The 23,001-nt window shown below is 44.2% G+C and carries 26 protein-coding genes; 3 read left to right on the forward strand and 23 right to left on the reverse strand.

What is annotated here, in order from left to right; all coding sequences use genetic code 11:
- Positions 1-11: 11 nt before the first annotated feature.
- The 19 genes from aroB to BUB11_RS13990 form a co-directional block, all read right to left on the reverse strand.
- Complete coding sequence (gene aroB, locus BUB11_RS13900; protein ID WP_073030362.1) at positions 12-1,103, reverse strand: 3-dehydroquinate synthase; 1,092 nt, start codon at positions 1,101-1,103, stop codon at positions 12-14.
- On the reverse strand, positions 1,075-1,608 hold the full coding sequence (locus tag BUB11_RS13905) for a shikimate kinase (protein ID WP_073030363.1): 534 nt from the start codon (positions 1,606-1,608) through the stop codon (positions 1,075-1,077). The genes aroB and BUB11_RS13905 overlap by 29 nt, the downstream gene beginning before the upstream one ends.
- Positions 1,609-1,712: 104 nt before the next feature.
- Positions 1,713-2,861: a chorismate synthase gene (gene aroC, locus BUB11_RS13910; protein WP_073030364.1), complete on the reverse strand. Its 1,149-nt coding sequence runs from the start codon at positions 2,859-2,861 to the stop codon at positions 1,713-1,715.
- Entirely contained in the window at positions 2,776-3,327 is a 552-nt protein-coding gene (locus BUB11_RS13915) for a prepilin-type cleavage/methylation domain-containing protein (protein WP_242947551.1), read from the reverse strand. Before BUB11_RS13915 ends, aroC begins: the two co-directional genes overlap by 86 nt.
- Before the next feature lie 18 nt (positions 3,328-3,345).
- Positions 3,346-4,185, reverse strand: coding sequence for a shikimate dehydrogenase (gene aroE, locus BUB11_RS13920; protein WP_073030365.1), 840 nt, complete (start codon positions 4,183-4,185; stop codon positions 3,346-3,348).
- A 158-nt stretch (positions 4,186-4,343) separates the two neighbouring features.
- Positions 4,344-4,874 (reverse strand): YqeG family HAD IIIA-type phosphatase, encoded by a 531-nt coding sequence (locus BUB11_RS13925; protein ID WP_073030366.1) that lies wholly within the window; start codon positions 4,872-4,874, stop codon positions 4,344-4,346.
- A gap of 68 nt (positions 4,875-4,942) precedes the next feature.
- A complete protein-coding gene (gene sigK, locus BUB11_RS13930; protein ID WP_073030367.1) occupies positions 4,943-5,686 on the reverse strand; it encodes an RNA polymerase sporulation sigma factor SigK in 744 nt (247 codons plus the stop codon).
- A gap of 110 nt (positions 5,687-5,796) precedes the next feature.
- Positions 5,797-6,408 (reverse strand): type 4a pilus biogenesis protein PilO, encoded by a 612-nt coding sequence (gene pilO / locus BUB11_RS13935; protein WP_073030368.1) that lies wholly within the window; start codon positions 6,406-6,408, stop codon positions 5,797-5,799.
- Between the two features lie 48 nt (positions 6,409-6,456).
- Positions 6,457-6,999, reverse strand: coding sequence for a PilN domain-containing protein (locus tag BUB11_RS13940; protein ID WP_073030369.1), 543 nt, complete (start codon positions 6,997-6,999; stop codon positions 6,457-6,459).
- On the reverse strand, positions 7,000-8,133 hold the full coding sequence (pilM, locus tag BUB11_RS13945) for a pilus assembly protein PilM (protein WP_073030370.1): 1,134 nt from the start codon (positions 8,131-8,133) through the stop codon (positions 7,000-7,002).
- A 62-nt stretch (positions 8,134-8,195) separates the two neighbouring features.
- Positions 8,196-9,764 carry an Ig-like domain-containing protein gene (locus BUB11_RS13950; protein ID WP_073030371.1) on the reverse strand — a complete coding sequence of 523 codons (1,569 nt, stop codon included), beginning with the start codon at positions 9,762-9,764 and terminating at the stop codon, positions 8,196-8,198.
- A gap of 16 nt (positions 9,765-9,780) precedes the next feature.
- Positions 9,781-10,335 (reverse strand): PulJ/GspJ family protein, encoded by a 555-nt coding sequence (locus tag BUB11_RS13955; RefSeq protein ID WP_073030372.1) that lies wholly within the window; start codon positions 10,333-10,335, stop codon positions 9,781-9,783.
- Positions 10,332-10,745: a type IV pilus modification PilV family protein gene (locus BUB11_RS13960; RefSeq protein ID WP_084110292.1), complete on the reverse strand. Its 414-nt coding sequence runs from the start codon at positions 10,743-10,745 to the stop codon at positions 10,332-10,334. The genes BUB11_RS13955 and BUB11_RS13960 overlap by 4 nt, the downstream gene beginning before the upstream one ends.
- 4 nt (positions 10,746-10,749) lie before the next feature.
- Positions 10,750-11,271: a pilus assembly FimT family protein gene (locus BUB11_RS13965; protein WP_073030373.1), complete on the reverse strand. Its 522-nt coding sequence runs from the start codon at positions 11,269-11,271 to the stop codon at positions 10,750-10,752.
- A 49-nt stretch (positions 11,272-11,320) separates the two neighbouring features.
- On the reverse strand, positions 11,321-12,538 hold the full coding sequence (locus BUB11_RS13970; RefSeq protein WP_073030374.1) for a type II secretion system F family protein: 1,218 nt from the start codon (positions 12,536-12,538) through the stop codon (positions 11,321-11,323).
- Between the two features lie 19 nt (positions 12,539-12,557).
- The gene (locus BUB11_RS13975) at positions 12,558-14,270 is read right to left on the reverse strand and encodes a GspE/PulE family protein (RefSeq protein ID WP_073030375.1); all 1,713 of its coding nucleotides are present in this window, start codon (positions 14,268-14,270) and stop codon (positions 12,558-12,560) included.
- A 93-nt stretch (positions 14,271-14,363) separates the two neighbouring features.
- Complete coding sequence (locus BUB11_RS13980; protein ID WP_073030376.1) at positions 14,364-14,903, reverse strand: type II secretion system protein; 540 nt, start codon at positions 14,901-14,903, stop codon at positions 14,364-14,366.
- Positions 14,904-15,062: 159 nt separating this feature from the next.
- Positions 15,063-15,524: a type II secretion system protein gene (locus BUB11_RS13985; RefSeq protein WP_073030377.1), complete on the reverse strand. Its 462-nt coding sequence runs from the start codon at positions 15,522-15,524 to the stop codon at positions 15,063-15,065.
- 226 nt (positions 15,525-15,750) lie between these two features.
- Complete coding sequence (locus tag BUB11_RS13990; RefSeq protein ID WP_073030378.1) at positions 15,751-16,230, reverse strand: type II secretion system protein; 480 nt, start codon at positions 16,228-16,230, stop codon at positions 15,751-15,753.
- A gap of 161 nt (positions 16,231-16,391) precedes the next feature.
- Between BUB11_RS13990 and BUB11_RS13995 the strand changes: the two genes are divergently transcribed.
- Both BUB11_RS13995 and BUB11_RS14000 read left to right on the forward strand, forming a co-directional pair.
- Positions 16,392-17,255 carry an AAA family ATPase gene (locus BUB11_RS13995; RefSeq protein WP_073030379.1) on the forward strand — a complete coding sequence of 288 codons (864 nt, stop codon included), beginning with the start codon at positions 16,392-16,394 and terminating at the stop codon, positions 17,253-17,255.
- 8 nt (positions 17,256-17,263) lie between these two features.
- On the forward strand, positions 17,264-18,472 hold the full coding sequence (locus BUB11_RS14000) for a vWA domain-containing protein (protein WP_073030380.1): 1,209 nt from the start codon (positions 17,264-17,266) through the stop codon (positions 18,470-18,472).
- 49 nt (positions 18,473-18,521) lie between these two features.
- Here BUB11_RS14000 and BUB11_RS14005 read toward each other — a convergent pair whose 3' ends face one another.
- Genes BUB11_RS14005 through BUB11_RS14015 form a run of 3 tightly spaced genes read right to left on the reverse strand, consistent with a single transcriptional unit; the run spans position 18,522 to position 20,346 of the window.
- On the reverse strand, positions 18,522-18,761 hold the full coding sequence (locus tag BUB11_RS14005) for a DUF4911 domain-containing protein (RefSeq protein ID WP_073030381.1): 240 nt from the start codon (positions 18,759-18,761) through the stop codon (positions 18,522-18,524).
- Positions 18,762-18,808: 47 nt separating this feature from the next.
- Positions 18,809-19,054: a DUF4911 domain-containing protein gene (locus BUB11_RS14010; RefSeq protein ID WP_073030382.1), complete on the reverse strand. Its 246-nt coding sequence runs from the start codon at positions 19,052-19,054 to the stop codon at positions 18,809-18,811.
- Between the two features lie 20 nt (positions 19,055-19,074).
- Entirely contained in the window at positions 19,075-20,346 is a 1,272-nt protein-coding gene (locus tag BUB11_RS14015; protein WP_073030383.1) for a peptidase U32 family protein, read from the reverse strand.
- 453 nt (positions 20,347-20,799) lie between these two features.
- Between BUB11_RS14015 and trpB the strand changes: the two genes are divergently transcribed.
- Positions 20,800-21,969, forward strand: coding sequence for a tryptophan synthase subunit beta (gene trpB, locus BUB11_RS14020; protein ID WP_143187619.1), 1,170 nt, complete (start codon positions 20,800-20,802; stop codon positions 21,967-21,969).
- Here trpB and mltG read toward each other — a convergent pair.
- A complete protein-coding gene (gene mltG, locus BUB11_RS14025) occupies positions 21,963-22,982 on the reverse strand; it encodes an endolytic transglycosylase MltG (protein WP_073030385.1) in 1,020 nt (339 codons plus the stop codon). The two genes, trpB and mltG, sit on opposite strands and share 7 nt — an antisense overlap.
- Between the last annotated feature and the right edge of the window lie 19 nt (positions 22,983-23,001).

Here is a 23,001-nt window from a genome sequence, read left to right on the forward strand (position 1 = left end):
TATCCTTCATATTAAGAAATAACTTGTTTCCAAGCTGCTAAGATTTCGAGGTCGGTACATTCCTTGGAAACAATCGCTTGCCCAATTCCTTTGGGCAGGATTAGAATCTTTCGTCCCCCTTGATTTTTCTTATCCGATTGCATGCGTTGCAACAAAGCCTCAGGGTCTTGTCCTTTGATCACAGTCGGCAAGCCATAGGTATCTAGCAACCGCTTAACTCGATCTATCTCTGAGCTGGTCATCAGCCCTTTTGCGTAGGCGAGATGGGTCGCGGCTATGATCCCAATGCTGACCCCTTGCCCATGAGTAACTCCGCGATAATTCATCTCAGTCTCGAGGGCATGTCCGAAACTATGACCCAGATTCAGCAAGCCGCGTACTCCTTGTTCTCGTTCATCTTGGGAAACGATTTTCACTTTGACAGCAGAAGACCGTGTCACCATTTCGCCCCAGATCGATTTTTCCCGGAGCTTGATACTTTTTTCTTCATTCTCAAAAAACTCAAAAAGGGATCGGTCAGCAATTATGGCATGCTTAATACTTTCAGCTAAGCCGTTTTCAACTTCTTCCCAAGGCAAACTCTCGAGGGTTGAAAAGTCCGTCCAAACCGCCAAGGGCGGATAAAAGGTGCCTAAGATATTCTTGCCCGCCGGATGATTCACGGCTGTTTTTCCACCAATGCTGCTGTCCACTTGCGCCAATAAGGTGGTAGGGACTTGAATCAAACGAATTCCCCGCATGAAGACACTGGCAAAAAAGCCCGCCAAATCTCCGATAACCCCTCCTCCGAGGGCAATTACGAGAGTTTTTCGGTCCGCATCACAACGCAACGCCGCTGTCGTTAGCTGGGCTAAACGTTCCAAGGATTTTTCCGTTTCTCCGGCCGGGACTGTCAGCAAATTCACTCGGTAATTAAGAAGTCCCTTCTTGAGACGTTCCGAGTACAATTCGGCTACTATCTGATGGGAAATAACAAGAATGTGCTCCACATCCTCAAATTGAAGATGTAAGTATTCTCCTAACTCTTCGAGAGACGACCCCAAAAACACGGGGTAGGTACGGTCCGCTGTTACATCAATCTTTGGCCACTTCGCTAAACTCATTTTTCGTCATCCTCTCTAGCTGTATCAGAATCTCTTTTACCACTTCGTCGACGCTTTTTTGCGACGTATCGACTATAAAATCAGCCTGAGAGTAACATTCCTGGCGTTCAGACCACAACTTCTCAATAGCTTCTCTTGGAGCCTTTAGAAGTGGGCGGTCATTTTTATTTCCTATCCGAGCGAGAATCGTTTCCAGGGAGGCATGAAGAGCGATAACCGTCCCGTTCTGAGCCAATGCATTCCAATTAAGAGGGTTTAGCACTGTACCTCCGCCGGTTGCAATAACGAGCCGCTCCTGCTGACTAAGCCTTGCAACCACGATGCTTTCTTCTGAACGGAAACGGGTCTCCCCATGCCGACGGAAAATTTCACTGACACTCAAGCTGGTTACTTCCCCAATTTCATAGTCTGTATCAACAAAATCCCAAGCGAGCGACTGAGCTAAGCGCTTTCCAACTGTGCTTTTGCCGGTTCCCATAAATCCAATGAGAACAATGTTTCGCATGGAGCTCCTCCCTCTCCTATTCGATATTCGAGGTTCGATGTTCGAGGTTCGAAATTTGTTATTCGAAATATCGTCACCGCACGCTCAGCTACTTTAGATAAAAACTATATCTGAAGTAAGTATCTTTTATAATCTTCCCAAGCATTTTGTAATTCTATAAAAGTATCCGCCGGAAATTTCTCAAGCACCGCTTCGGCAATTACCCAAGCTGCCACATGTTCCAAAACTACCAAAGCTGCCGGTACAGCACAGATGTCTGACCGCTCTACACTAGCTTTAACCACTGCTTTAGTCTCCAGATGCACCGTGTCTAAAGGTTGATAAAGGGTCGGAATCGGTTTCATAACCGCTTGAAGAATGATTGGTTCTCCGTTACTCATCCCCCCCTCGATTCCTCCGGCATGATTAGAAACCCTGCCGAAGCCCTGGCCCTTTTCATAACAAATCGGATCATGAACCTTGGACCCCATTCGGTCCCCCGCCTCAAATCCTAAGCCAAAGGAGACCCCTTTGATTGCTTGCACTGAAAGGACAGCCTGGGCTAATTTACCATCTAACTTCCGATCCCACTGCACATGGGACCCCAATCCTGCGGGGACATGATGCACTTGCACTTCTACGATCCCACCCAAGGATTCCCCTTGTTCTCGTGCTGAGATGAGCCGTTCCCCCATCTGTTGTTCGGCAATCGGGTCTCCTACAGACCACTCTGATTGTTCTACACGTTGCCAATACTCTTCATTATCAGCACCCTCTGCGTGAACACCGCCAACCGCAAGGACATGCCCCCTTATTTCTACCCCTAAGGCGGTCAGAACTTGCCTGGCAACACTCCCAATTGCAACCCTCATGGCAGTTTCGCGGGCGCTCGCCCGCTCGAGGATATTCCGGACTTCCGTGCGATATTTAAGAGCTCCCGTCAAATCCGCATGCCCTGGCCGAGGAGTCAACACTTTTCGGCTCTCTAAATCAGCATCTTCTCTCCAAGTCATGATTTTCTCCCAGTTTTCCCAATCACGGTTAGGAATTTCCAAAGCGATTGGAGCCCCCGTGCTTAATCCGCCTCGCACTCCGGAAACGAGCAGAACCTCATCTTGTTCAATGGCCATCCTTCCGCCTCGTCCGGGGCCTTTTTGACGTTTTCTAAGCGCCTTATCGACTTGATCCTTAGAAATCTTCATTCCCGAGGGAAGTCCCTCGATAATTCCCACCAATTTCTGACCGTGTGATTCTCCCGCTGTTAAAAACCGCACTTTCCGTCTTCCCCTCTATATCCAGCTTTTCTCGAATGCGCATACCTACCGGAGCGACAATAACACTTCTCCGCTCTCCCAATGAATTGGTCAAAGTAATCGTCGTCCCCCCACTTCGTCCTGAAGCGTTAAAGGTTAAATCTTCCGAGCTTCCAAAAAACCTAATTCCGTCTTTAAGATACACATTTTTTATCATTTTGCCTTGCCTAAAAATCTGGTAATGGTGATCCCCAGTCTGATAATAAAATTTAACCGCATACCAATTATTTTCCGCCATGGCAGCCTGACGAGCATCCCGAATGTCTTCCAATAATTGAGTGGACTCAAAGGCTAAGCGTTGCTTTTCAAAGTTAACAGGAAGCTTAATGAGCAGATAAAAACCTGAGCCCGCTAAAAGAATGAAAACAAGTAACATTTCTAAGAGCGTAAATCCTCGCTCAAGATCGTTGGCCCCTGCTTTGCTCATTTCACTCTTCCTTTACCTCTATCCTTTATTAAACATTCCCTTGAAGAGTTGATTCTTTAGGGCTTGGCGCATTTCCTTGACAGGAGCTTGACCACCAAGCCAAAACTCCCAGGCCAAAGCCCCTTGATATAGAAGCATTTCTAAACCATTATGTGTTCGGCACCCCAGTTTCTTTGCTTCTTTCAAAAAAGCAGTTTCCATAGGGTTGAAAATTATATCTACAACAAGGGCCTGCTTAGAAATCCCTTCTAATGAGAATGGAAAGTTCTCTCTATGCAGCCCTACAGAAGTCGTTTGCACTAATAGGTCTGCATCTTTGAGCCAGTCCCCCGGAGCAAACTCCCCTGAAGAAGCTGTGCCTCCCTCCCGTTCTATGGCTTGAGCCAATCCCTTCGCCTTTTCAGGCGTTCGATTGAGAATATGTAAACACATCCCTTGCTCAGCTAAGGCCAGAGCTATCCCTTTACTGGCACCGCCTGCACCCAGTAGAACTGCCTTTTTTCCTTCAAATCCATGGAGTTCTTCTTCAACAGAACGAACAAATCCATCCCCGTCCGTATTATGACCAATAAGTTGTCCCTCATGAATTTTCACGGTATTAACCGCCCCCGCGCGCTGAGCTTGGGGAGTAAGAGTATCGAGGAGAGAAACAATCTCCTCCTTATGAGGGAGTGTTACATTCCATCCGGAAAACCCCAAGGCACGAAGCCCTTTTACCGCCTCCGCTAAATGGCTGGCTTCAACTCGAAAGCGTTGATATTCCGCGTCAAGCCCCAGTGCCTCATACCCTGCCTTGTGCATCCAAGGAGAGAGTGAATGCTGAATTGGGTCACCTATGACTGCAAAGTGTTTTTCCACTTATAACATTCCTTTACATAATTCCTTTTGTAAGACCAGAACAGAAAATATAAGAAACTGCTTCAGGGAGTATCAACTCCACTGAATACAGTTGAACCTGTCTGGGCATAGTCATCGGTAAATAGCGAAAAAGGAATGGCTAAGCCATTCCTGAATGCTTAATGAATTTTCGGACTGTAAGGTTTGGCCGAAGCGAAATGCTTCATAACCCAAACGAGCAGTTTCTCTATCCGTCGCATAATCCGAGTTCCGATAAACTCATGATCATTGATGGGAGTGACCAAAATTGTATATAGACCCAGACGGTTTCCGCCTAAAATATCTGTAAACAACTGATCTCCAATGACAGCTGTATCCTCTTGTCCGGTTTCCAAAAGGTTCATACCCGCCCGGAACGCTCTGCGGCGTGGTTTTGTGGCCCCAAAAACAAAGGGAATCCCTAATCGGTCGGCAACCACGGCTACGCGTTGACGCTTACTATTGTTAGACACCACACACGCCCGGATTTCAGCTGATTTAACTTTTTTAAACCACGCTTCCACTTTAGGGCCCACTTCTACATTATTCCAGGGGGTCATAGTATTATCTAAGTCAATAATCAGCCCTCGAATCCCATCCTTACGAAGCTGTTCTACCGAAATAAGATCGAGAGAATTAGCTTGACGTGTAGGTCGAAAATACTCTAACATAGAATCCTCCAAAAAGCATAAGTTTATATCATTATACCTTAGAGGATGCCACGAGAGCAAGTAATGGACTACCTATTTGAATCAATCTTTGCCATCTCTTCCATTAATTTTTGAATGGCTTTTTTCTCAATGCGCGAAACATAGGATCGGGAAATTTCTAAGGCTTTGGCAATCTCACGTTGGGTCCGTTTGGGGCTGTTCATTAAGCCATAGCGCAATTGAAGAACTAGTTTTTCCCTTTTGGTAAGCTTTTTAACAAGTTCAAGCAAAGCCTTTTGCTCTGATTCATTTTCCACCTTTAAGGAAATGTCCTCTTCGTTGGAACCCAGCACATCAATAAGCGAAATTTCATTACCCTCTTTATCCATACCAATCGGATCATAGATTGAGACTTCACCACGGGACTTTTTCAGTGACCGCAAATGCATTAAAATTTCGTTTTCAATACAACGGGCTGCATAGGTGGCAAGCTTAGTCCCTTTGTTCGGATCAAAGGTATTAATCCCTTTGATTAAACCGATCGTCCCGATGGAGATCAGATCATCCCCATCTTCCCCGGTACCATCAAACTTTTTGACAAGATGGGCCACTAAGCGCAAATTATGCTCCACTAAGGTATTGCGCGCATTCTCAACTTCACGGGTTAAGGTAAAAGGTTCTGTTTTACTTTGGCTGAGGATTTTTAAATAACGCGCTTCCTCCTGTTCATTTAAAGGCTGAGGAAAGGCATTATTGTTAATATACGAGACCAGTAAAGTGACTCCCTTTAAAACAGAGAGCGCAATACTGACAAAGAAGAGTTCCGCGATCATCTTCTCCACTCCTTTCGCATGGTATTCTAATACCTATGCTTAGAAGCCGGAGATTTTGCTTATCCACTGAATATAAAATTCGCCTTCCGATTTCTCGGAAGGCGAATTTTTTAGGGCTGAAATAGTTGCTCGGGAGAATCTACGCCAAAGGAGGAATTCATAAAGGCTGGTCTCTGAGTTGAATCGCCGGAACTTCCGAGACTGGCATAAGCCGTCAGCTTTAAGTCCGCCCGCATGTTCTGTTGCGTACCAGTAAGGCTTATGGATTTAATCGCCAGTCGTTGACCCCCTCCGAATTGCAAATCATGAATCATGGTGAGTATGTCCGTCGTTTTACCTAAACAGCTAAAGCTCATGCCCATCTCTTGATAGGTACCTTTAGTTTGAGCCTGCTCAAAGGCTAAGGTTTGAGGAATAACCGAGTGTTGTTTAGCCAAAGTATAGAGTCCGACCATGAGTTGGGGGTTATCAATCCGGTTCGGGAGCTGGGCATTCAATTGGAGGACCTTAGCCTCTAAGGTTTTAATTTCCTCTTGAAGCCCACTTTGATTATTTTGGTAGGAGAGTAATTCCTGATAATGACTTTCCAAAGAAAGCCGTTGATTGGCAGCAGCTTGAATAACCGTTCGCTGAGGAAGAAAGAGGAATTTAAGATAAGCAAAACTAATTCCAAACATTATTGTGAAGATAAGTATGATCATTTGACGTTTTTCCTTTTTCATCCTTCCTGCTCCTTAGCTCTTCTGCTTAAGCATTTAGCAGAAGAAAATCTATTTTAACGTTAAATTAAAATTCAAAGTCTGTGCCTGATCTTGTAACAAAACAGTTGGCATATCAACCATTTGAAACATCCCGGAATCACGCAAGCTAGTCCATAAACGCGCCACATCCACTGGTGTTGGCACACTTATACTTAGGGTCACAGTATTTTCCTGCAAAGAAAAGGAATTAACAATCGACCCCACCGGCAGGATGCTTTTCAGTTTATCTAAAATAGGCGCCGGATCATGGGTGCTGTTTTGCATGAGAGATTGTAACTGTTCTTGTCCCTCTGCTTTGGTTTTCAGCGCCTTCAATTCGTTAACCTGATTGGCAATTTCTCTGAGATTGGAGATTTTATCTTCAACCAAGCGGATGTCTCTTCTCACTTTATATTCCCAAAGCCAAGGAGTGCTGCCAACAACTCCTAACAATAATAGACTTCCTATTATCCAAGTGAAGACTTGGCTTTTCAATACTGAAGGGCTCTGATTCTCTCTGGAAAGTTCGTCAATCCAGCGTTGGGCAAAATTAAACTCCTTCTTTTCTCTCATTTAGCCCTCCCGCAAGGCTAAACCATATAGGCTGCCATATTTCATTCCGTTTTTCTGAAGTATACTGATACTTTTGCTAAAACGAGGACGCCAGGCATTGGGAAAGCCCACTTGGGTAAATACTTCTAAGTTAGATTGGAAAATTTCTTGTATAAAGGGAAGATCTGAATAGTCCCCGGTAATATAAATTCGATCAATGGATTTACCAAAATGACGGGCTGCAAAAAAACCGAAGAATTCAGAAAGCGCCTGCAGGACATTTTCCAAAGTCGCTGCAACCTCCGTTTTAGCCCAAGCATGCAATTTTGCAGTCTGCAGATCTGCATCCCCATATTCTTCCGATTGTTCATTCCCAAGTCCTTTGCCATTGACGGTTACTCTAACTTGGTCCAATGACTCCAAAGAAACCTCTAAATCCGAATACAAAAAAAACACACCTTGCTCCAGAAGAATAAATTCCGCCCGGTCTGCACTCAATTCAACAATCGCAATATCAAGAGGAGCCTCTAAGTCAGCTGTGTTCTTATGACTCTTACCCTTTAAAGTCAATTGGGAATATAAACGAGCTAATCCATCGGCAGCTAAATCTACCACTTTAGGTTTAAATCCGATCTCTTCCCACTCCGACCATAACCTTTCCCACTGATATTTTGGCAGAGCAGCCAGCAGAACCCGTTGACGTATGTCCCCGCCTTCTACGAAGCGATCCAATACTCTGTAATCCACTACATAATCCGAAATATTCAAGGTAAAATATTGTTCAACCTGTGCGGTTAAAAGTTTATTTAAATCTTGATAAGCCATAAGCGGAAGAGTAATCATTCGAGTGATCACTCCCGGGCAAGAAACTGCCAGCCGAAGGTTTTTGAGAGGAACGTGGTTCTTGTGTAACCATGCTTTAAGTGAGTCGGACTTTTTCCCACTATTCAATCCCTGCTCTTCTTGTCCGCTTTCTTTGGTCGAGAGTTCCTTCTCACCCAGTTGCTCTTGACTGTTTAATTCAACTTCAGATTCTGGTTCAATACGAAATTCCGACAAGTGAAGAATATCCAGTTTGAGTTTACGGCGGGCCACTTTAGCAACAACCCAGTGGTTTCCCCGCACTACAGCTAGCCATTGTTTTTGTTTGAACACGGTTTATCCCCTTCTTGATGCAAATCATTAATCCTAAGTCAATTATACTTATAGTCAAATACTTATTCTATAACTTCTTTTTCCCACAAAATCCCTCCAGTATTAGTCCCCGGATCGGGATCGGGATTAGAATTTGTCGGGACAGTGACCGTTAAGTATCCAGTTCCTGCTTTACCCTCGAAAGTAGCAGTGATCGGGATAGTGATGGGGACAGGGATGGAGACGGGGGTTGAAATAGGAATAGGGTTGAAGCCAGTGACAATGCCTGTAGCACGAGCCGTAGCAACACGAGCAGCCATGGTCGCTATGCTTGTATTTGAGCTAGTCCAGTTTGCTGTATTACTGACATCCGCTGTAGAACCGTTAGAATAAATTGCTGTAGCTGTGAAAGTTTGAGTTTGTCCGACTAATTTAGCAGGAGGAGGATTTTTTGGTGTCACTAAGATTCCCACTAGCACCGGGGCTGTTGGAGAAGTAATTCGATCCCAACCTTTGGAATTATTCTCAGGATCTTGGGGGACTTGGTTAAGGTTTTTCGTAGCTTTATACCATTGTCCATTATACAAGACGGTATCCCCTTGATTATAATAATTGAAGGGTCTCCATTCGTTCGTTAGTTCCTGCCAAGAGTTACCATGGTCAACTTCTCCCGGAACCTTGCCAACTTGATCCGTCATGTTGTATCTGGCCAGAAATAGTTTGTCATCATAGTACACAATATCCCCTTGATTATAGGAATTGTAATATGTCCATTGATCCGTCAACTCTTGCCAAAAGTTACCGCTTCCCCCTTCTCCAGGAACCTTGCCAACTTGATCTGTCATATTATATCTGGCTCGAAATAGTTTGCCCTCATGGAAGACAAAATCCCCTTGATTATAGGAATTGTAATGCTTCCACTGATTTGTCAGCTCCTGCCAAAAGTTGTTGCTTCCTCCTTCTCCGGGAACCTTACCAAATTGATCCGTCATATTGTACCTGGCTTTATACTTTTTGCCGTTGTAACATACAATATCATTTTGATTATATGAATTAAAATTTGTCCATTTCTTCGTTATTTCTTGCCAATAGTTACCGGGTATTCCTGGAACCTGGTTAGCACTCGCATAATATCTAGAGTAAAACCCTCTCCCGTCATAACTGACGTAGGAATGTGCTTGGTAATCCTGATGAATCCACGGCGGATAATTTGGAAGAACAAGGTCATCATCACAATTGTCGCCACCACCTCCATTTCCATTGCCATCATCTTCTTCACCAAACTCATACTCAGCCTTTATGATCCTTCTGGCATCATAATAATCACCCGTACTTTTCACTGTAAATGAAGTTGCCCCAACTTCCCTAGCCACAGTAACCTTAAACCAACCACCTTGCCCAAAAGGATCATTTACTCGAGATGGGGAAAGAGTATCTCCCTCTTCCAAAGTCCCATCCATTATTGCCTCGATACCTGCAGCTATTCCATACTGAACACCTGCTTCAGCCAGATAATATGCCCTAAGCCCTTTTTCTTCAGACGATTCATTTTTCGACTGATAAATTACCATTGTAAAAAAGATCCCTGATATTGAAAGTAAAACCATAACAATAATAACAGCTGTAAGTAGTGCTGAACCTCTTTCTTTCAAAGCGGCTCTCCTCCTGCTAGTTTAAGCGTACCCAAGTCAGAAGCTCAAAGAGTTTTGACCCGTCATTTTCTCCCATGCTAATTTCTATTTTCACCAGGGTCGAATCTTCATCGATACTGAGCTGAGATATTTCATCTGCAATCAGATATCGAGACCCATTTTTCAGGTGCCAAAGTTCGCCCTTCCTATTATCAAAGAAAACCTGTGCTGAGGCTGGCGGTATAACTGGAGTTGATCCCAAACTGACAAAAATCAAACATGTCGAATTAGTTTCGTCCTTTAAGGCAGCCGCAGCCGCATTGGCATAACGATAAATCCCCTGATCATTCGAAGTCGATTTATAAAATGTAAAATTATTTAAACGGACCTCATCTAAAATATGCATCATGGCAACACGTGCTTTTTGCTCTACTTCATTCTGCTCTGAAGCAGATTCATAAACGCGTATTTCTGAACGCATAAATTGAGAAGCATACAACAAAAGTAACCCAAAAATTGATATGGCAATCATAACTTCTATAAGGGTAAATCCTTGGGTGCTATTTTTAGTACATCGCTTGTTTTCTATCATTGGTTCACCCTATAGGTGTACAAAGTTACTGGATCCGGTGAATTAGTTGTTAGAGGAACAACGGATACATTAACCCTAAGTACTTTCAAATGGTTGCGACTGGGGACAAGATCAGATTCAGTGAACTCAACATTAAAGTTAGAAAATTGGGGGTTTCCTGATGCACTTCCTTGAATGACAGGTTGATTATGGAGAGCACGTTCAAGTTGACCTGCAGCGTAAAAGAGCATCTGTTGCCTGATCTCGCCTTGATAGCGATAATGGTACATCGAAGAATCGCTTTTAACCACAAAGGTGACTCCTATCAGTAAAATGCTTATGGCAAAAACAACCTCGAGCAGGGTCATCCCCCTATCGCGCTTAGGCCTCAGCCCAATTTGTCCCTCATTCTTGTTATCATCTTTAAACACCTCATCACCACTCTAACCTTATGTTTCCTGTTTCCAGTTCGACAACAATAACAACAGAACTGCCTGATCTCACACCGGATAATACAATATTTACAGCCTCTCCGTTGACTGGAGAGTTGTCAATAAACCCCCGGGGATCATACACCACATGAGGCAAACCTTTCGCTTTGCCCGATTCAATCATTAGTCCGTTGTTCTCCGCGCTTGAAGTATCAAAGATAATCCCGCTTTCAAAGGCTTGTAACCCTCCATACTCCTTATTGCCAGCATCGAGCACTTCAACAGTATTCGTATCCAGGACCAGATAAATTCCTTTTCGTTGATCCATAGCCAGTTGTTTAGCATATCTCAACTGCCCCACAACTATTTGGGCAGTTGACTCCAATTTATAATGCTCTGTGATCGCTTGATATTTGGGTACGCTTACTATAGCCAGGATACTAATCACTGCGATCACTATCATTAGTTCAATAAGGGTAAACCCCTGTTTTCCATCGTTGCACTCTTTAGCAAGAGCTTGTTTCATACTACCTCACTCTATCTGGATTTATTAAGTAATGCTCTGCACCCTATAATCATTTTACCCCGCCGCTAACCCCACTCGCCATGTTGAAGATGGGCAAGGCTATTGCAATAATTAACCCCCCGGCAAAAACCCCGATAATGACTGTGAAGATGGGTTCCACCAAGGCCACTAACCGTCCAAGTCCAATCTCTACTCGTTTATCGTAGTGATTCGCGACTTCCACCATTAATTCCTCCATACGACCTGTTTCTTCTCCAATGGACATCATTTGGATGACGAGTGGATCAAAGAAAGGTTCCCCTCCAAAAGCCAAGGCCATCGTCTCCCCGCGGATAATCTGATCCTTTGCACGGACAACCGCCAGACGAGGAACTTCGTTACCCACAATGTTCTCTAAGGAATTTAAGATCGGCACGATGGGTAAAGAGGAATGTAAGAACAAGGCCAAAGTTCTGGCGAAACGAGCAATAACCACATCTTTCATATTCTTTCCCAATAAGGGGATATGGAGCAGGAACGCATCTAGGTGATAGCGGTACTTGGGGATTTTAAAAATTCTCACCATTAGACTAACTAGAGCGGTGATACTAAGTATAAGATAAAGTCCGTTTCTCTGCAGATAATCAACAGAATCAATGATCATCTGCGTAGGAGCGGGTAAATTCTGACCGTTCCCTTTCATCAGATCGGTGATTTCCGGCAGAATAAAGTTCAAAAACAAAACCACAAGTCCGATCATGACAACTGTAAGAACCACGGGATATATGGCGGCACTGGAGATTTTTTTGCGAATAAAAGTCTCTCGTTGATAATACTCTGCCATACTTACCAAAACAGAGTCCAAATTTCCGCTTTCTTCCCCGACAGTCACTAAGTTAATTAAAAGCTCCGGCAAAGCCCCTTGGCATTCTCTCATAGCCACGGACAAAGAATCTCCACGGCTTACACCGCGATGAATTATACCAACAACTTCTTGCAGCCGCTTGTCCTCCATTTGAGATTGAAGAATCTCCAGTCCCCGCACTAAATTAGCTCCGGATCGGATCATCATCGCCATTTGAGAGCAAAAAGCGGCAATCGATTCATACTTAACCTTGTTTTTAAAGGTCATAGTAAGCAAACTGCTGAGCCCCGATACTTTCTCCAGGGAAATAATCTGCCATTTATTTTCGACAGCTTGACGTCTCGCGGCCTCTAAATCAACAGCTTCTAATACCCCGCTTGTCACGTGCATTTCTTCATTGATTACTTTATAGCGAAATTGCATTCCTGCCGTTCACCTCAACCTATTCATTTACATAAGTAATCCGCAGGAGTTCATCTACGGTTGTGACCCCTTCTAAAACCAAGCGTATGGCCCCTTGCTTAAGGGTTGACATCCCTTGGGCAATCGCATAGTTTCTTAATTCGTCCGCCGTTGCCCTTCGGTCAATAAGTTGTCTGTGTCCCGTCGTTATAGGCATAATCTCAAAGACGCCGATCCGTCCTTTATAGCCGCTTTTATTACAGTAAGGGCACCCGCGCCCCTTCTTTAGGACAATGTTAGTTTCTTCGGGAAGTTCAAGCAGTTTATGCTCTATCGGACCTGCCTCGTACTGGAGCGCGCATTGGGGACAGATGCGCCGAACAAGCCGTTGGGAGATAATCCCTAAAATTGAAGCAGAAATCAAAAAAGGCTCAATCTCCATATCCATGAGCCGGATAATAGAACTGGCTGCGTCATTGGTATGAATGGTGGATAACACTAAATGCCCCGTTAAGGCTGAGCGCACAGCAATTTGAGCTGTCTCATTATCCCGCATCTCACCTACCATGATAATGTCCGGATCTTGCCTTAAGATAGAACGCAGTCCTGTGGCAAAAGTAAGTCCTGCTTTAGGGTTGACCTGCATTTGATTGACCCCTTTAAAGTTAAACTCAACAGGGTCTTCAAGGGTCACAATGTTTTTTTCGGGAACATTTAATTGTTGGAGTGCGGTATAAAGGGTGGTCGTCTTCCCGCTTCCCGTTGGACCGGTAACCAGAACGATTCCATACTGCTTAGTGATTAATTCCTGAAATAGTTGCAAATCTTTTCCAACCAGCCCCAAAGCTTCCTTCTCTAGTATAACACTGGATTTATCCAAAATACGCAAGACTACTTTTTCCCCGTACATTGTGGGTGTCGTCGACACCCGCAGGTCGATCATCTTCCCCCCGACAAGATAAGAAATACGACCATCTTGGGGCAAACGCCGTTCCGTAATATTTAGGTCAGCCATAATTTTAACCCGGCTCACAACCGGATTGGCCATACTGATAGGAGTAAGCATAATCTCTCGCAACACGCCATCAATCCTAAAGCGCACCCGAAGCTCTTCTTCAACGGGCTCAATGTGAATATCACTGGCCCGGTTATTAACGGCATTCTCGATAATCGTGTTTAAGAATTTAATGATCGGGGTTGACTCCTCATCGACGACTTCCCCTTCAGAGTTAAGAGTCGTCATTTGGGACGTCATAGCAACCGCGTTCACGCCCATTTTTTTGGCATATTCACGAGCAGCCTTTTCCGCACCGCTTCTGCCATAGAAGCGATCAATAGCTAGCAGAATATCTCCTTTTTTAGCCAAACAAGGCTTAACCATCATTCCTGCCGCCAGGCGCAAGTCATCAATGGCAAAATAATCCGTCGGATCACTCATAGCCACCAAAAGCTGAGCATTGCTCATTTCCACGGGCAGAACCGTATATTTCCGCACAACGCCTTCCGGAAGCAACTTAAGCACTTGTTCAGGAATAACCAGCCGGTTTAAATCGATGGAAGGCAGTCCCAGCTGACTTTGCACTGTCCGCAGAATGTCCTCTTCTGTGGCAATCCCTTGCTTAATTAAAACTTCCCCGAGACGAAGACCCAGGGATTTTTGTAAGGCCAAGGCCTCTTCCAATTGAGTCAGAGAAATAACCCCGCCAGCGATGAGAATTTCTCCGAGACGTTTACGTTCTTGACGTAGAGCCAATGGGGTGTCCTCCTCTCAGTTTACTTAAGGATATAGGAAAAGGGTGTTTTGGTAAACACCCTTTTGGGATCTGAAAATCAAATTCTTTTAAAACTACGGAGTAACTTTTACAGTTTTTAAAAGTGCACCTTTGTCATCATGTGCGTAAATATTTATTTCAGTTATTGGTTCCGTGGTACTTTCACCACCTTCTATTGAAATAACTACAGTTCCAGTAGTCTTTCCAACGCCTGAATTACCAGACGTTATATCATTCCCTGTTGTCGTAGTCAATATATACAATGGAACATTTACAGGATCAGCATCCACGCCTGAATCAGCATCGACTGCAAGTGAAGTATATGGATTAGTAAGTTGATTACTCTCTCCAGTAAAAGCCGCGTCGATAATTCCAGCTGCGGTGGTTGCAGTGGTTTTTTGATTCACCCAAGTGTTTATTTTGCTTTCAACAAAACCTTGGACTACTCTCATATTAGTTTCTACACCTGTACCCTTACTCTGAGTCTTAATCGTCCCCACCTTCGGTACCAACACAATCGCTAAAATCCCAATCACCGCAATAACAATCATAAGTTCAATTAGCGTAAAACCCTGATCTTTTCTCCGCTTGATCATTTCATGCAACTTATTCATCCCTCTCCTTTGTGTACTTTTTCCCTAATTACCTAGTCCTTCAGGACTTTTGTCCTATACACATTTATGTTATCTGTTTTAGAACGAATCGTCAATAGGCTAAAATATCCAAAAATATAATATTTAAGATTATTTGCGAGAAATACAGAAAAAATTATTTTATCGTTCCACTACTGAAGTAAGGCTATCAATTATTTCCCCATGCTCATTACAAGCAAAAACATCCGCACTAAAATCATTATGCTCATAAACAATAACTGCCCCATTATATCTAATGTCTGTGTCGTAGTATGAAGCTTCATCTTCAGTATCAAAAACATAAACTGCTTGAGTCAGCGTTCTAGAGTCAGGTCGACTTGTCCCCACTCCTGTTTTATTTGTAATAGGATTACTCATATTATCCATTATATCATCTAAAGCCTCCTCAATATCTTCTGAAGAAGGCATTCCTGAAATGGTAATAACTACAGATCTAATATTGGTTTCAACACCGGTAATCTTTGCCGATGTCTTGATCTCGCCAAACTGTGGTATCAAGGCAGTCGCCAAAATCCCAATGATCGCAATAACCATCATGAGTTCAATTAGACTAAACCCATCATCCCTTCTTCGTTCCGGCATCTCGACTCATCTCTCCTTTTTGAGAATTCTTCCCTTTAGTCCTAGACTATTAGGACTTTTGCCCTAATAGTCTTATTCTATCTGCTATTTGAACAATCGTCAATGAGGAGAAACCTCTAAGAAGGATCGGTATTAATTTTAATTTGTCGATTCAGCTCTTTCTCTCATTAATAATACTGAAACATTTAAAAATTTGTACAAAAATATTTATATAGCCGTTTCAATATTATAATTGTATAGTCTTTTGTAATCCTGTCATTAGCCTCCCCGTTTCGTCACAGCCATAGACTGTAATAATATTATCAGCGTGTATAATTGCTACGACTGCTCCTTTATATTCTGGTTGCTTTACTTCTGAGGGTACAGCAGTCAGAGTCCCGTCTAATACATAGACTGCCGGGGTCGATTCTTTGGCAGGCGCCAGCGCCGTTGCCACACCCATCTTATTGGTAATTGGATTTGTCATATCCTCAACTTCAGGATATAGTGAATTGCCAAAATACGACGTTAATTTTGTGGCGACATCATCCGAGTTCTGCAATCCGTAAATAGTTGTTATGACTGATCTAAAATTACCCTGCACCCCTGTAAGTTTCGCAGCGGTTCTAACCTGCTCAACCTCTGGAAATGCCAGAACCCCCACGATCGCAATGACAATCATAAGCTCAGTTAGTGTGTACCCGCCTTCTTTGCTGGATTTAATCATGCTAATCTATCCCTCCCACATAAAATGTTGCCATTTTGCAGGAGTTATAACCTATAATAAAGGTCAGTTTTCAAAACATAACAATAATAATATACAAAATTAACTGAATAGTGGTATTATTATATTAAATAGTTTTAGTTACTACAAGGAGGATTATAGAAATGACCGATCATGTATCCTATCAAGGAACTGACGATTACATAGTTTCGAACGATCTTCGCAACAGTGTTAATATCTCAGTCGCCCTAAAGAGACCGCTCCTAATCAAGGGGGAGCCCGGTACCGGCAAAACCGTCTTAGCGGAAAGCATTGCCCGTTCTCTTGGACTCCGATTACTGATCTGGAATATTAAATCTACCACCAAAGCACAGGATGGTCTTTATGTCTATGACACGGTCCAACGCCTCTATGACAGTCAATTCGGGGAACAGAATGTTTCGGACATAAAACGATATATTAAGTTGGGTAAACTCGGGGAAGCCTTTGAATCTACTGAGCGGGTTGTCCTTTTAATCGATGAAATCGATAAGGCGGACTTAGAATTCCCCAATGATCTGCTCTGGGAATTAGACGTAATGAACTTTTACATCCCGGAAACTGGGGAAACCATCACCACCAAACATCGACCCATCGTGATCATCACCAGCAATGCGGAAAAAGAACTGCCGGATGCTTTTTTGCGGAGATGTATCTTCCATTATATTGACTTTCCTGATCATGCAATGATGGAAGAGATTGTTCACGTCCATTTTCCTGAGCTAGAATCTAAACTGCTGGCGGAAGCACTAAAATCTTTCTATTGGTTGCGAAGTGTCGCAGGCTTACAGAAAAAGCCCAGTACCAGCGAACTTCTCGATTGGGTGCAGGCCTTAACCATTGGCGGTATTGAACCGGATAGAATTTCAAAGGAAATCCCTTTCTTAGGTGCGTTGTTAAAGAAGAATCAAGATTTTGATTTGGCCTTAAGGCAACTTCATTCGCGCGGGACAGACAGCTCGTCACGCGCCAACAGTCGCGGCTGGTAGAGCAGACTATGTATACTAACTTTTTTTATCAATTACGACGCGAAGGGGTTCCCGTTTCTATCACCGAATGGATGACCTTGATGGAGGCACTTAACGGAGGTTTGGCCGGATCAAGCCTATCAGGATTTTACTATCTCGCCAGAGCTGTCTTAGTCAAAAGCGAAAGTCACTTTGACCAATATGACCTTGCTTTTCAGAACTATTTTCGAGGGATAGAGACCCCTGCACAATTATTAGATCAGGTTTCCAAATGGATGGAAAATCCTTTACCACCTAAGATGTTTTCCGAAGAAGAACGCAATGAACTTTTGAATAAACTAGGTTTACCCGATTGGGAGAGTTTAAAATCGGCTTTAGATGAACGTCTGCGTACACAGGATGGTCCTCATCACGGCGGAGATAAATGGGTCGGAACGGGTGGGACCTCCCCCTTCGGGCACTCAGGTTTTCATCCCGGGGGAGTGCGCATAGGGGGCGAGTCATACGGGCAATCCGCGGTGAAAGTAGCCGCAGAGCGAAATTACCGGGAGTACCGCAGTGACAAAACCTTAGGAGTGCGTCAGTTCGAAGTCGCCTTGCGTAAATTGCGTCAGTTCAGCACACGTCTTGACGGAGCTAAAGACCAACTTGATTTAGATGATACTATTGATAAAACCTGTAAAAATGCCGGGAAATTGAAACTTGTATGGACAAGGCCGCGCAAAAACACTGTTAAGCTTGTTGTCCTCATGGATACGGGGGGATCCATGGCTCCCTATGCCAAAATCTGCAGTCAGTTGTTTTCTGCAGTGCATAAGTCTTCTCATTTCAAGGATCTAAAGTTCTTTTACTTTCACAACTGCTTTTATGATCAGCTGTATTTAGACGCTACTTGCAGTCCTCGCAGGGCAGTCAAAACTGTTGATACTATGCATTTACTCAGCAAAGATTATAAAGTCATTATCATAGGGGATGCAGCCATGGCCCCAAGTGAACTCACGATGATCGATGGCAACATCTTTTGGGATTTAGGCAATGAGGAGCCGGGATACACCTGGTTGGAACGTTTAGCTAAGACCTTTCCGTATAATGTTTGGCTTAATCCCATACCCGAGAAATATTGGGAACGAGTTCACGGGTATCACACTATTAAAATGGTACAGAGTGTCTTTCCAATGTATGAACTAACCCTAGAGGGGCTCGATCAAGCCATTAAAAAATTGATGGTCCGTAAATAGCAGAAGGAACCCTTTGGGTTCCTTCTGCTATTTGCGTTACTTCTGCTATTTACATAAATTCGATCTCCAACGGCATCTTTAATACCAATTCTTTCAACTCAGGCCAACAATACTTTGTCGTTTGGATCATGACATCCCCTGATTCTTTGTTCGTAGTTGTTACGATGCCAAGGTGCCCTAAGCCCTCCACAAGTTTGCAAAGCATTTGGATCTGTGACCGATCTATGCGCGCTTTTATGATAAGGTCAATATCCGAAGGGTGTGCCCCTGGTTGGTCTGAAAAATTCATCAGCTAATCCCCTAATTCTCCATATTTGTCTTAAATATATTTGTCTCTTAAATGAACTCTATCTCAAAAGGCATCTGTTCTATGGCCTTTTTTAAATCTGGCCAACAATGCTTGGTTGTTTGAATCATAACCTCTCCTAAAGCTTTGTTCGTTGTTGTTACAATGCCTAAATGCCCTAACCCCTCCACAAGTTTATCTAACATTTGCATTTCTACCCGTGCTAAGCGCGCTTTAACGATAACATCAACATCCCAAAAAAGAGGGCTTGATTGCTCTGAACCATCATAAGTCATCCGCTCGTCTCCTTATCTGCTCACTTTCTCTCGCTTTTCGCCCGCCTCAAAATACTATAGGGAAGAATCTTTCTCGGGACGGTCATCCTAATCTTCTGCTGAGCATGACGAGCCACTTCTAACGGTTCTCCCTCAGCGTCCCACATTTCCTTAACTTCAAACGACCAACAGTCGCCCTGGGGGGTTAAAACCTCTAAAACCTCTCCCAGCTTAAAGTTGTTCCGTTGCTCGATCCAGGCTGTGTTCTCCTCTGTGGGTTCTGTGGCATCTGCGGCTTCGTTATCTATGATCCCTTCATCCAACCGAACTCCTACGAAGTCATAATCCCGAACATAATGAGAAGAAACTAAATTATGCGAGCTCGCCCCCGGCTTACCAAAGAGAAATCCTGCCGAATAATCCCGGTGACTGACTTTGTCCATCTCTTCTAACCACTGAGGGAGCTTGGCCTGAAAGGCTTCTTCCCCCTCATCCCAAAGTGTGTCTATGGCTTCCCGGTAAACCTTAACTGTACTGGCAACATATTGAACGCTTTTCATCCGTCCTTCGATCTTATAGCTGTCTATATCAATTGACTTTAACAGGGGCAGATGGGGCAAGAGGCATAAATCATGTGAGTTAAACACATAAGTCCCGCGTTCATCCTCCTCAATAGGAAAGACTACCCCCGGCCGTTTTTCTTCCACAAGTGCGTATCCCCACCGACAGGGCTGAGTGCACTCTCCCCGATTAGCATCTCTTCCTGTTAAATAATTACTCAGCAAGCATCTCCCGGAATAAGACATGCACATGGCTCCATGGATAAAGATTTCCAGTCCCCCATCCACTTTGGTACGTACCGTTCTTATCTCTTCCAGCGTCAGTTCTCGAGCGAGAACCACCCGCTCAATCCCTTGCTTCAGCCAAAATCGAACGGAATATGAATTTGTGTTATTGGCCTGTGTGCTTAAATGAAGAGGCAGTCGAGGAGCCACCTCCTGGGCTAGCGCAATAACCCCCGGATCTGAGACAATCGCTCCGTCCACACCTAAGGTTTCCAACTGCTTGAGGTAAGCCGGGAGTTCTTCAAAATCGGGCTCATGGGCGAAGATATTTACCGTTATATAAAGTTTCTTCCCTAAATCATGGGTCCAGCGAACCCCTTGCTCCATTTCCTGGAAACCGAAATTCCCGGCGTAAGCCCGCAGCCCAAAAGCCTGCCCTCCCATATAAACAGCATCCGCTCCGTAGGCCAGAGCGTATCTTAACTTTTCCCAATCTCCAGCAGGAGCTAACAATTCCGGTTTTCTCATGAAGATTCCCCTAACTATAAATCTTTTCCATAGCACCTCTTGACGAAGTGCCTTCTGCCATATTACAATACAGAAAATTAACATGCAAGACAATGAAGAGAATTAGTAAGTCTTTGAGGAATGTTTTAGCGAGTCAGAGAAGGTGAGAGTCTGATACACTTCCCGCAGACCGAATGGATCTCAGAGTCGTAATCCGAACATGCTTTTGCATCAGTAGGTGATACCGGGGGTTTCCCGTTACAGAGACACGGATATCGAGAGGTCTACTCTCCGCATCTGCTTATTTGTTGCCGAGAAATGCATCCTGCTCCGTATCTAAGCTTGGAATATGGGTATTTTACTATGTAGATCCCATACAAAAAGGTGGCATATAGAAATTAACTTTCTGTCCTTTGAAGGGCGGAAAGTTTTTTAGTTTTCCAATATTAAAATTATGAGATGGAGGAATTTATTATGGAAAAAGGTTATTTTGGTGAATATGGCGGAAGTTTTGTCCCTCCTCAATTAGAAAATGCCTTGAATCAGCTAGACGACGCCTTCGAAAGGTATAAAGATGACCCTGACTTCAATCAAGAACTCGACTATTATCTCCGTCAATATGTAGGCCGCCCCAATCCCCTCTACTATGCAAAAAAACTTTCCCATCAATTAGGAGGGGCTAAAGTCTACCTCAAACGTGAGGATCTCAACCATACCGGTGCGCACAAAATCAATAACGTCCTTGGCCAAGCATTACTTGCTAAACGCATGGGCGCCAGACGGGTCATAGCAGAAACCGGAGCGGGACAACACGGCGTGGCCACAGCAACAGCCTGTGCCCTCTTTGACATGGAATGCGTGATATATATGGGAGAAGAAGATACAAAGCGCCAATCTCTTAATGTCTTCCGCATGGAACTCTTAGGAGCCAAAGTAGTCCCCGTCACATCTGGAACGCGTACTCTGAAGGATGCTGTGGATGCAGCCTTAGGGGACTTCGCCGTGAACTATGAGAATACTTTTTATATGCTGGGATCTGCTGTCGGTCCCCATCCCTTCCCCTCCCTTGTAAAACACTTCCAAGCGATTATCTCCCGGGAGGCACGTCAGCAAATACTCGAAGCTGAAGGTAAACTTCCTGATGCTGTCATGGCCTGTGTTGGCGGCGGCAGCAACGCCATCGGCATGTTTGCGAACTTTATCAATGATTCCTCTGTTAAACTCATAGGAGTTGAGCCGGCGGGTCTGGGTCTGGAAACTGGCAAACACGCTGCTCCCCTCACCGCCGGAGCTCCCGGAATCGTACACGGATTTAAATGTTACGTCATGGCAGACGAAAACGGAGAGCCTCTTGCCACCCACTCCATTTCAGCCGGTCTGGACTATCCCGGTGTTGGACCCGAGCACAGCTATCTTAAGGACATCGGCCGTGCAGAATATGTCAGTATTACAGATGATGAGTCTCTGGATGCCTTCCATCGCCTTTCCCGAACTGAAGGCATCATCCCGGCTCTGGAGAGCGCACATGCCGTAGCTTATGCACTTAAGCTTGCCCCAACAATGAGTCCTGAGCAAATTCTCATCGTCAATATTTCCGGCCGCGGTGACAAAGACGTGGAACAAATCTACCAATTAACTCACTGATACTCTTTAACATTTTTGAGATGCTCTGCATAGGTTTTAGCGAATACATGATAGCCGTCCTTTTTGGCCACATAGTATCTGAACTCCGTTTGGGCCGGGTTTAATACCGCCTGCAAGGAAGCATGTCCCGGACTGGCAATCGGACCCGGTGGAAATCCGGAATGGAGGTAAGTATTATAGGGAGAGGGAATCTGCAGATCATCGTAAGAAAGATTCGCTTTTGGAGTTTCGAGTAAGAATTGAATAGTAGCATCTATTTGAAGGGGCTGATTAATCTTTAATCGATTCATTAACACTGAAGAGATCAATGGGCGATCAGCTTCTTTCACTGCCTCTTTTTCAATGAGAGAGGCTAAGGTAACCCACTGAGCAACGGTAAGCTTCATAGCAGTGAGTTGATTCTGTACTTCCGACGTCAGCTCTTTCTCAAATTGTCGAAGAAGCAAATCAATGACGGCATGAGGAGTTGTGGTTACAGGAATATCGTAGGTATTAGGAAATAAATAACCTTCCAAGCGGTGAACCCCTTTAGGGGCATCCTTTAAGAATGAATAGGAAAACTCATCTTCCGTAACAACTTTCATATACTCTTCTTTACTGCCTATTCCTTTTTGGACGAGGAGTTCGACAATTTGTTTGGTAGTATACCCTTCCGGGATGGTCACCAGGTTAGTATCTGAGGCAACTGAGCGACCAATTAAGCGATCTATCATTTCCCTCGGGGACATTCCAGGGGCTAATTGATAATCCCCAACATACAACTTGAAATCTTCTTGACGTTCACGAGCTAAAAACTTAAACACCCACGCACTGCGTATTAGATGGCGCTCTTGTAACTCTTCGGCTAATTGCCCTGCGGTTGTTCCAGAAATAATCGTGATCTTTTCTGTGTTTCCCGACGTGGAGTAGGGCATGTTAGCCCAATTCCACCAAGACAATAATCCGAAACCCCCGACCAAGGAAAGAAGAACAATCCACGTAAATATGCCAATGGTCTTCTTTTTTCTGGCCATTTCTCACTCTCTCTTTCTG

It is taken from the genome of Desulfosporosinus lacus DSM 15449, from assembly GCF_900129935.1.
In the GTDB taxonomy this organism is placed as follows: domain Bacteria; phylum Bacillota; class Desulfitobacteriia; order Desulfitobacteriales; family Desulfitobacteriaceae; genus Desulfosporosinus; species Desulfosporosinus lacus.

What these genes read in the sequence shown, in the direction of transcription:
- BUB11_RS13995 (WP_073030379.1), top strand. Translation starts at nt 16,392, where the DNA reads ATGACCGATCATGTATCCTATCAAGGAACTGACGATTACATAGTTTCG.
- BUB11_RS13925 (WP_073030366.1), bottom strand. Translation starts at nt 4,874, where the DNA reads ATGTTAGAGTATTTTCGACCTACACGTCAAGCTAATTCTCTCGATCTT.
- BUB11_RS13985 (WP_073030377.1), bottom strand. Translation starts at nt 15,524, where the DNA reads ATGCCGGAACGAAGAAGGGATGATGGGTTTAGTCTAATTGAACTCATG.
- BUB11_RS13955 (WP_073030372.1), bottom strand. Translation starts at nt 10,335, where the DNA reads ATGATAGAAAACAAGCGATGTACTAAAAATAGCACCCAAGGATTTACC.
- BUB11_RS13915 (WP_242947551.1), bottom strand. Translation starts at nt 3,327, where the DNA reads ATGAGCAAAGCAGGGGCCAACGATCTTGAGCGAGGATTTACGCTCTTA.
- mltG (WP_073030385.1), bottom strand. Translation starts at nt 22,982, where the DNA reads ATGGCCAGAAAAAAGAAGACCATTGGCATATTTACGTGGATTGTTCTT.
- pilO (WP_073030368.1), bottom strand. Translation starts at nt 6,408, where the DNA reads ATGAAAAAGGAAAAACGTCAAATGATCATACTTATCTTCACAATAATG.
- BUB11_RS13965 (WP_073030373.1), bottom strand. Translation starts at nt 11,271, where the DNA reads ATGAAACAAGCTCTTGCTAAAGAGTGCAACGATGGAAAACAGGGGTTT.
- trpB (WP_143187619.1), top strand. Translation starts at nt 20,800, where the DNA reads ATGGAAAAAGGTTATTTTGGTGAATATGGCGGAAGTTTTGTCCCTCCT.
- BUB11_RS14005 (WP_073030381.1), bottom strand. Translation starts at nt 18,761, where the DNA reads ATGAATTTTTCAGACCAACCAGGGGCACACCCTTCGGATATTGACCTT.
- aroB (WP_073030362.1), bottom strand. Translation starts at nt 1,103, where the DNA reads ATGAGTTTAGCGAAGTGGCCAAAGATTGATGTAACAGCGGACCGTACC.
- BUB11_RS13940 (WP_073030369.1), bottom strand. Translation starts at nt 6,999, where the DNA reads ATGAGAGAAAAGAAGGAGTTTAATTTTGCCCAACGCTGGATTGACGAA.
- BUB11_RS14010 (WP_073030382.1), bottom strand. Translation starts at nt 19,054, where the DNA reads ATGACTTATGATGGTTCAGAGCAATCAAGCCCTCTTTTTTGGGATGTT.
- BUB11_RS14000 (WP_073030380.1), top strand. Translation starts at nt 17,264, where the DNA reads ATGTATACTAACTTTTTTTATCAATTACGACGCGAAGGGGTTCCCGTT.
- sigK (WP_073030367.1), bottom strand. Translation starts at nt 5,686, where the DNA reads ATGATCGCGGAACTCTTCTTTGTCAGTATTGCGCTCTCTGTTTTAAAG.
- BUB11_RS13980 (WP_073030376.1), bottom strand. Translation starts at nt 14,903, where the DNA reads ATGAATAAGTTGCATGAAATGATCAAGCGGAGAAAAGATCAGGGTTTT.
- BUB11_RS13990 (WP_073030378.1), bottom strand. Translation starts at nt 16,230, where the DNA reads ATGATTAAATCCAGCAAAGAAGGCGGGTACACACTAACTGAGCTTATG.
- BUB11_RS13970 (WP_073030374.1), bottom strand. Translation starts at nt 12,538, where the DNA reads ATGCAATTTCGCTATAAAGTAATCAATGAAGAAATGCACGTGACAAGC.
- BUB11_RS13905 (WP_073030363.1), bottom strand. Translation starts at nt 1,608, where the DNA reads ATGCGAAACATTGTTCTCATTGGATTTATGGGAACCGGCAAAAGCACA.
- BUB11_RS14015 (WP_073030383.1), bottom strand. Translation starts at nt 20,346, where the DNA reads ATGAGAAAACCGGAATTGTTAGCTCCTGCTGGAGATTGGGAAAAGTTA.